Genomic DNA, 6,137 nt, shown 5'->3' on the forward strand with positions numbered 1-6,137 from the left:
TGAACAACCCAAACCAAACTGGGTTGATAGGAGCAACAGTAGGCGACTACAGGAGATATGAGCGGGGTTTAAGCGCCATCAATTTCGGTGGGCTTGCCCCCCGAACTAACTCGCCAGGTAGACACAGCATCTGAGACAAGGTCTCTGTAGGCTGCTGTACTATTGGATTTTCGACGGAATTGTTCTGGTAATGCGCGTTCGACCTCTTTGACAAAAGTAACGAAAGGGGGATCCGTTACATCTGGCTTCATCTTGTCAGTGTCTTTGCGGATCTTAATGCGACCACGTTTGAGGGTTACCTCCCAGAATCCTGCAAGCGGGCCAATGAATAATAAGCGCCATGCGGTGTTCTGCTTGAAATGGGGCTCCTGCCGCTTCAGTGCCTCCAATTGTCTTCTGGCTGAGTCACAACCTTCCATGAAGGTCAACATTATCTGCGACAAGTGATGAAGTCGGATCGGCGGATCCAAGTCGAGGCGGTCTTCGAAATAATCATTCAGCAATCCCTCAACATGGTGCATGGCCTCGCGGCCGATATCCTTGCCCGCACAGTCGAGCACTCGCCAGAATGGCTCTGCGGCTTTTTCGATCTCTCGCAATCGCTTTTCCGCCTCGGCAACAGAGGTAGCATTCTGCTCAAACTCGCACTCACGGACATAAGCTTGAACGATCTCGACCAGAGTTTGGCGTTGGCTTTGGTTCATCTCACTCGCATGGCTTTTAAGCGAGTTCCAGAACTCGGGCGTATCCTGCCAATCAAGCGCAGCAAGAACTGTCGAACTCGGGAGCTTCGGAGGAGTATACATTGCCTTTACATGTTCTCACGGCCGGAAAGGTAACACATAACTGCCAGGTGCGGGCGGGTTTTCGGATGGCCGTCACACCTGTACCCAGTCTTGATCAAGGCTAGCCTGCCTGATTGGGCCGCCTGCATTGATTAGTCTTCTGCAGCTCGCCAAGTAAGAAGTCGTCTGTTCGCAGGCTTGTCCGAGCAGCCGATGTCTTCAGAGCGTTGTCAAATGTGACCAACGCCTCGTAGAGAGGCACATCAGTCCGCCTGCAAGCAACCCACAACGCAGTTTGCACATATGCCATGCAGGCAGAAGCAATCCGTTGATCCACTTCGTTCGCAAGGCCGTTAGTTCCATTCAGCAGATCCCAGAGCGGCTTGCATTCTGCGAAGAAGCGATCAGGAGACAGGCCACCGTACGATCTGAGAGGCAAGGCCACGCGATCCTGGGCTTCAGCAGGGACTGATGCGAGTGCTAGCAGAAGAGCGGCAAGGAGCCTCATGGCGCTAATCACCTGACCGATCCTTGAAGCGCACGCCAGCACCCCCGCCGTTCTCTGGAATGAACTGTATGCCGGCTTCCTCGAGAGCCTTCTGGATGTCTGCGAGGGTTCGGTCGTAGGGGGTGCGCTTACCCGCCTCAAAGTCTGCCAATGTAGCATTCGATACTTTGCTGCGCTTTGCCAGCTCATCTCGGCTCCACCCTAAAAGAGCACGGGCCGCACGACATTGATCTGCCCTTAGTTCATATATTTTATCTGACATTAGATAATTTATCTTGACCTAGTGATTAGATGAGATAATTTATCTGACATTGGATGAAACGACAAGGCTTCAGACGATGGCAACCCACCGCAAAATCGATTGGTCCGCTGCGATGTGCGATATGCGCAATGGCCGCGCCAAGCCAGTCCCTGGTTTCCTCGCTGCCCGTTCGTTGGAGGCTGCCCGCCTCGACCGGATCGCCAAGGAAGCTGCTGCCGTACCCTTCGCGGTCGCTGGCTCCTATGACCGCTCGGCCATCATGAAGGCTGCAATAGCCTCCGCCCGTGCTCAGAAGGCCAAGGGATCCAGGGCACCCTGGTCCCAGCTCGTCGGCGCCGCTCTCAAGAACATTTGGCGCACCGCCAAAGCCCAACGCGCCTTTGCCGCTCACTGAGGAGGATCCCCTATGATTATCGAGACCTCTGACAACCGCTTCTTCCGCGTCCGCGAGACGGGCAACCGCGACTTGGCTCACGTCTGGTTTGGGGTGGCGGTGAAGCGCTCCAAGGGTGCCTGGATCGAGAAGGCCAAAGCCCGTGAGATCCTCGTCCGCAAGGCAGCCTCTCGCATTGTGGAGACCGCATAATGGGCACCGTGAAGCAGAACCTGTTCCCCGCGGGAGCCATATCGGAGTCCTTGCAGGACAAGAGCTTTGAATTGTCCTGCGCACTGGATGCCTTGAAGGAGATTGCCGACCTCGTGGCCGAGTACCACGAGACGGGACGCCTGGATGACGCTCTAGTCGATGACATCGGCATCCTTGCTCGCCGCACCATTTCGCAGGTGAGGGCGCACTGATGGCCCGAGAATTCTTCACCTTCCTGCACTGTGCCCGGCAAGCTCGGATCCTAGTGAAGGCCTGCCCGAACGAAGCGGACCACTACAAGAGCTGCTGCCGTTACTGGTTAGCCATGGCTCGAATGGCTCAAGCGCCGCCGCTTCCGTAAGCGCGTCTCAAACCTACCGCCTCGCATCCCTGCCCCAGCCTCTGGAGCCCCTGGAATGGCAACGACCCTGCACACCCTCTCGCTGGCCGCCCGCGTCCTGACGGGCACCGCCTTCCTCTGCCTCGCCTGCTTCCTCATCAGCATTTCATAGGAGACATCACATGCGTACCTCTCACCTTCGCCTTGTCGCTGTCGACGGCACCCAAGTAGCCCCCGCCCCTCGCCGTCCACGCGGCTGGAATGTCCGCCGTGAGCGGGAGATCCGGCTCGTCATCATCAAGGAGCACCTCGGGCACGTCACGCACTCCCTGAAGCGTCTCAAGACTCTCATGGAAGAACTGGAGACCAGCCTGGGCCTGAGTCTGCCAGATGATTTCGTGTGGCCTCGTCCTGACGCCCTTAATCCCAACCCGGATAGGTCCGCCTGATCTCGGCACCTACATCGCACGTCTCATGCAGGAGCATTGCCGTGACATCTGCACAGTATCGGAAGTGGCGATTCTATGCCGAAAGCCTGATCCAACAGGCCATAGACATCCTCGACGCAATCGACGGGGATGCAGACCTGGAGGACAACGGAGATCCCGAGCCCGACGGCCACGAGGAACCCTCGATCAACCTTGTGGAGCCGTGGTTTCGGCCGGCACCCGCAGCCGGGAGGCTCGCAGCATGACACGCAACCTCATTCGTCCCCGTGAAGCCTGGATAACGGCTCTCGCCCTCTTCCTGGCAATCCGCGCCCTCGAGGCACAAGAGAACCCGCCGCACAACGAACTGGAGGACATGCGGACACTTCTGCGGGAAGGCTACCCAACCCATGCAGCTGCCCTTTACGCCATGTCTCAATAAGGATGACAGGGCAACGGGCCGTTAATTCCCTGTCGCTATACAGAACTCAGCCTGGAGTACGTCTCAGGCTGAGGCAGCAGGAAGCCCCGTTCGGCTCTACCCCGAGCGGGGCTTCTGCATCGCGTGGTCATTGGGGAGCCTGAGTGAGAGTACTCGCCTCTATCCTTGTGTGCCTCATTCCTCTCGCCGCCTTCGCGGCCGAAGAGGACGTCATCCTCCAGAAGGCATTCCGCATCATCACCCAGCATCGCCTTCTTTCACGGGCGGAGTTGGCTTGTTCGTCCCTGGTGCTGGAAGAAGCTACGAAGACAGTGGCAACGGTCACTGTTCGGGAGAAGCACGGCGGCAAGTGCGGCGGTGCTCCGGAAACAGCTCCGCGTCGGTTCACTATGGAAATCGACCTGAAAACCGGGGCGGCTCGATGGGATAACAACTATCCCGATATGGAAATGCGGCCTGTTCCCTGACGGACTGCTCTTTGTGTTCGAGCACACGTGTCGGTAAGAGTCCCGTAACCACAACGGGAGTTAGAATGATCCGCAAACGGACGTTCGGCGTTGTTCATGCGCCTGCACAAGAGAGGCTGCCATGACCATTCTCGACCCGATTTCCGGACAGCACGTCACCATTGACGCTTCGGGCCGTCCCCGTAAGTAGCGCGGTATGCCTAGCATCTATTGGATGAAAACCTCTGAGGCCTGGCCCGACGATACCTGGCTTGAGACGAGCTGGACCTGTTTCGACGAGGACAAGCCGGATCGGGAGAGCGGCAGCCGCTGGCACACCTACATCGGCAACGTTCATCAGGAGCCTCATGGGCCACTAGCGGGCACATGGGCGTGGAGCTTGACCGCCACCCTGCCCGGCCCGGCGCTTCCATTCTCGAGAAATGGCAGGGAAGACAAGCGGGGGGATGCCGGCCGGCGCCTGACTGAGGCCTATGAGCGGATGCTGCGGTTCTATGTCAGACAAATAAGCCCATAACGGGCGGCATCGAGAACTTTTCGGCCTTACTTATCGGGCTTGGGGGCAGTGCGGGGATCATAGGGGTAGACTGGTTGGTCGAGCAGTTTACGACTTTCCTCGATCACGCGCTCAGCTTCCCGGATCGTTTGCTTGGTCAGCCTGAGGCTTTGCCGCGCCGCGCGCCGGCGTAGATGTGTCCAGTTCCGATTGGCCTCTAATCTGCTCATGGCCTGAAGCATGGAGCGATTGGCCCAAGGTTGCCTTAAACTATGTTACGGTCGCTTGCTGTTTAATTCGGCGCGCTATGCAGAATTACACGTCCGGCTTGGGCTTCAACTGAGCGGCTGCGTACTTGGCCCTGCGCTCCTCCTCCTCTACCAGCACCTCCAGATGCTGAGCAGCGTCAAGGAGTTGCCTCTTGGTGTCGAGTAATGAGATTTGCCGAGCGATGGCCCGGATGCTCTCGGCCTGCTGTCGATACTCAGCCGCCTTGTTCGCTGGGGATGGCTCGGACATAACCATGGGGCTTTGGGCATCGGAGACAATGTCCACCAACGCCCAGCGCCTTACTCACCTTTCCATACTGAGGCTTATGCTAATTGCTGGGCAGGTTTACGTGCGAAGTCGGCGGGCGCAAAAACGCCCCAGCCAGAGGGTGTCCTATACCTCCGGCCGGGGCGTTCGTGGCTGAAGGGGGCTTTGCCACATTTCGGAAGCTAAACTGTTCTGGCCGCTCCACAACGGAGCAAACGGGTCGAGGAGATATTCCTAAAGGTTTAGCTCAGAAACAGTATGAGCCTGTCCTATGACTGGCGGATCGAGGACATGCGGGCCTTGCTCGACTCTTCCGCGCTGTCGAGTTCGGAGCGGTTTCGGACCAATCTTTCCCGCTCTGCGGACAAGGTATCCCAGGTTTTGGCCATCTCCAGAAGCTGATTGCGCTGTTCCCCCTCAGGCACCTGCTTGGCGAGTACCCGACACTCTTCAGCGTGTTTGCTGTATTCTGCTGCGGTTTTCATAGTTTGATAGACGTCCCCCAACCTGCTGCTGTCTTCAGCACCACTGTCATACCGCCACGTACTTTCACCAGCACAAGTTACGATAACGGTCGGAGTCCCAGATCTATTCCCGCCATGGGGGTCATCATGCAGTGGTATTGGCGGCCGGGTCTCCTTTGGATAGAGACATAAGAACCTTACAGTACCGACACGAACATGCTCACAGGACATCGGCATGTGGAACTGCGTTGCTTCAGCGTCGATACTCGCCCTCATCACCGGGCTGCTGTCTGTTCTGATCCCTTTAAGCGTTCTGCATGTCCACTCCCGGCGGCAGGGCGCTGCCCTCGCTCTCGTGGGCTTCATAGGTTGTGCACTCGCAAGCGACGCGAACCCGCCAAGTGACGTGCTTGATCCTGTACTATCAGGGCGCGTCTTTGACGGTGCCTCGTTGATGGCTGCTTTCCACCAGGAACTTGCGTCACAGCCCCAAAGCTCGAAAGAGCGGCTGAACGTGCCGGTCGACCAACAGGAATTTTTGGAAATCTGTCACAAAGCACGCGCCAAGTATGCTCCTAGCGGGCGGGAGGACATGGTTAATGAGTCAGCCCGGTTCGATCGTGAGAAACTCCTGTGCGATGCATTTCCTAGCCCGGACGTGCAGAACTGGATCGGTCAGATTGCGGCTGTTTCAATCGACTCTGCTGGGCGCCTTGCGCTAACCGTTTCGCTTGACGCCAACACCACTGTCAGCACCGAGCGTAGCAGTTACCTGACACTGACGAACACTCCCGGCGCTGGAGACTCTGCTGCCCTGCTCGA

General features: G+C 57.7%; 11 protein-coding genes. 8 read left to right on the plus strand and 3 right to left on the minus strand.

The window, feature by feature from the left end:
- Positions 1-68 precede the first annotated feature (68 nt).
- The gene (locus OCW50_RS26950; protein ID WP_262299713.1) at positions 69-806 is read right to left on the minus strand and encodes a hypothetical protein; all 738 of its coding nucleotides are present in this window, start codon (positions 804-806) and stop codon (positions 69-71) included.
- A 491-nt stretch (positions 807-1,297) separates the two neighbouring features.
- On the minus strand, positions 1,298-1,555 hold the full coding sequence (locus tag OCW50_RS26955; RefSeq protein ID WP_262299714.1) for a helix-turn-helix domain-containing protein: 258 nt from the start codon (positions 1,553-1,555) through the stop codon (positions 1,298-1,300).
- A gap of 121 nt (positions 1,556-1,676) precedes the next feature.
- Between OCW50_RS26955 and OCW50_RS26960 the strand changes: the two genes are divergently transcribed.
- The 7 genes from OCW50_RS26960 (at position 1,677) to OCW50_RS26990 (ending at position 4,335) form a co-directional block, all read left to right on the plus strand.
- Positions 1,677-1,949 carry a hypothetical protein gene (locus tag OCW50_RS26960; RefSeq protein ID WP_262299715.1) on the plus strand — a complete coding sequence of 91 codons (273 nt, stop codon included), beginning with the start codon at positions 1,677-1,679 and terminating at the stop codon, positions 1,947-1,949.
- A 12-nt stretch (positions 1,950-1,961) separates the two neighbouring features.
- Positions 1,962-2,141, plus strand: coding sequence for a hypothetical protein (locus OCW50_RS26965; protein ID WP_262299716.1), 180 nt, complete (start codon positions 1,962-1,964; stop codon positions 2,139-2,141).
- Positions 2,141-2,353 carry a hypothetical protein gene (locus OCW50_RS26970; protein ID WP_262299717.1) on the plus strand — a complete coding sequence of 71 codons (213 nt, stop codon included), beginning with the start codon at positions 2,141-2,143 and terminating at the stop codon, positions 2,351-2,353. Before OCW50_RS26965 ends, OCW50_RS26970 begins: the two co-directional genes overlap by 1 nt.
- Positions 2,354-2,663: 310 nt before the next feature.
- Entirely contained in the window at positions 2,664-2,930 is a 267-nt protein-coding gene (locus OCW50_RS26975) for a hypothetical protein (RefSeq protein ID WP_262299718.1), read from the plus strand.
- Between the two features lie 241 nt (positions 2,931-3,171).
- Positions 3,172-3,351, plus strand: a complete 180-nt coding sequence (locus OCW50_RS26980; protein WP_262299719.1) for a hypothetical protein — start codon at positions 3,172-3,174, stop codon at positions 3,349-3,351.
- Between the two features lie 143 nt (positions 3,352-3,494).
- On the plus strand, positions 3,495-3,818 hold the full coding sequence (locus OCW50_RS26985; protein ID WP_262299720.1) for a hypothetical protein: 324 nt from the start codon (positions 3,495-3,497) through the stop codon (positions 3,816-3,818).
- 214 nt (positions 3,819-4,032) lie between these two features.
- A complete protein-coding gene (locus OCW50_RS26990) occupies positions 4,033-4,335 on the plus strand; it encodes a hypothetical protein (RefSeq protein ID WP_262299721.1) in 303 nt (100 codons plus the stop codon).
- A 785-nt stretch (positions 4,336-5,120) separates the two neighbouring features.
- On the opposite strand, the gene OCW50_RS26995 is transcribed toward OCW50_RS26990, so the two are convergent.
- On the minus strand, positions 5,121-5,336 hold the full coding sequence (locus tag OCW50_RS26995) for a hypothetical protein (RefSeq protein WP_262299722.1): 216 nt from the start codon (positions 5,334-5,336) through the stop codon (positions 5,121-5,123).
- A 214-nt stretch (positions 5,337-5,550) separates the two neighbouring features.
- Between OCW50_RS26995 and OCW50_RS27000 the strand changes: the two genes are divergently transcribed.
- Positions 5,551-6,137, plus strand: a 587-nt coding sequence (locus OCW50_RS27000; RefSeq protein WP_262299723.1) for a hypothetical protein, incomplete at its 3' end; no start/stop codon positions are given.

The sequence above is a fragment of the Microvirga sesbaniae genome, assembly GCF_025460805.1.
Classification (GTDB): Bacteria; Pseudomonadota; Alphaproteobacteria; order Rhizobiales; family Beijerinckiaceae; genus Microvirga; species Microvirga sesbaniae.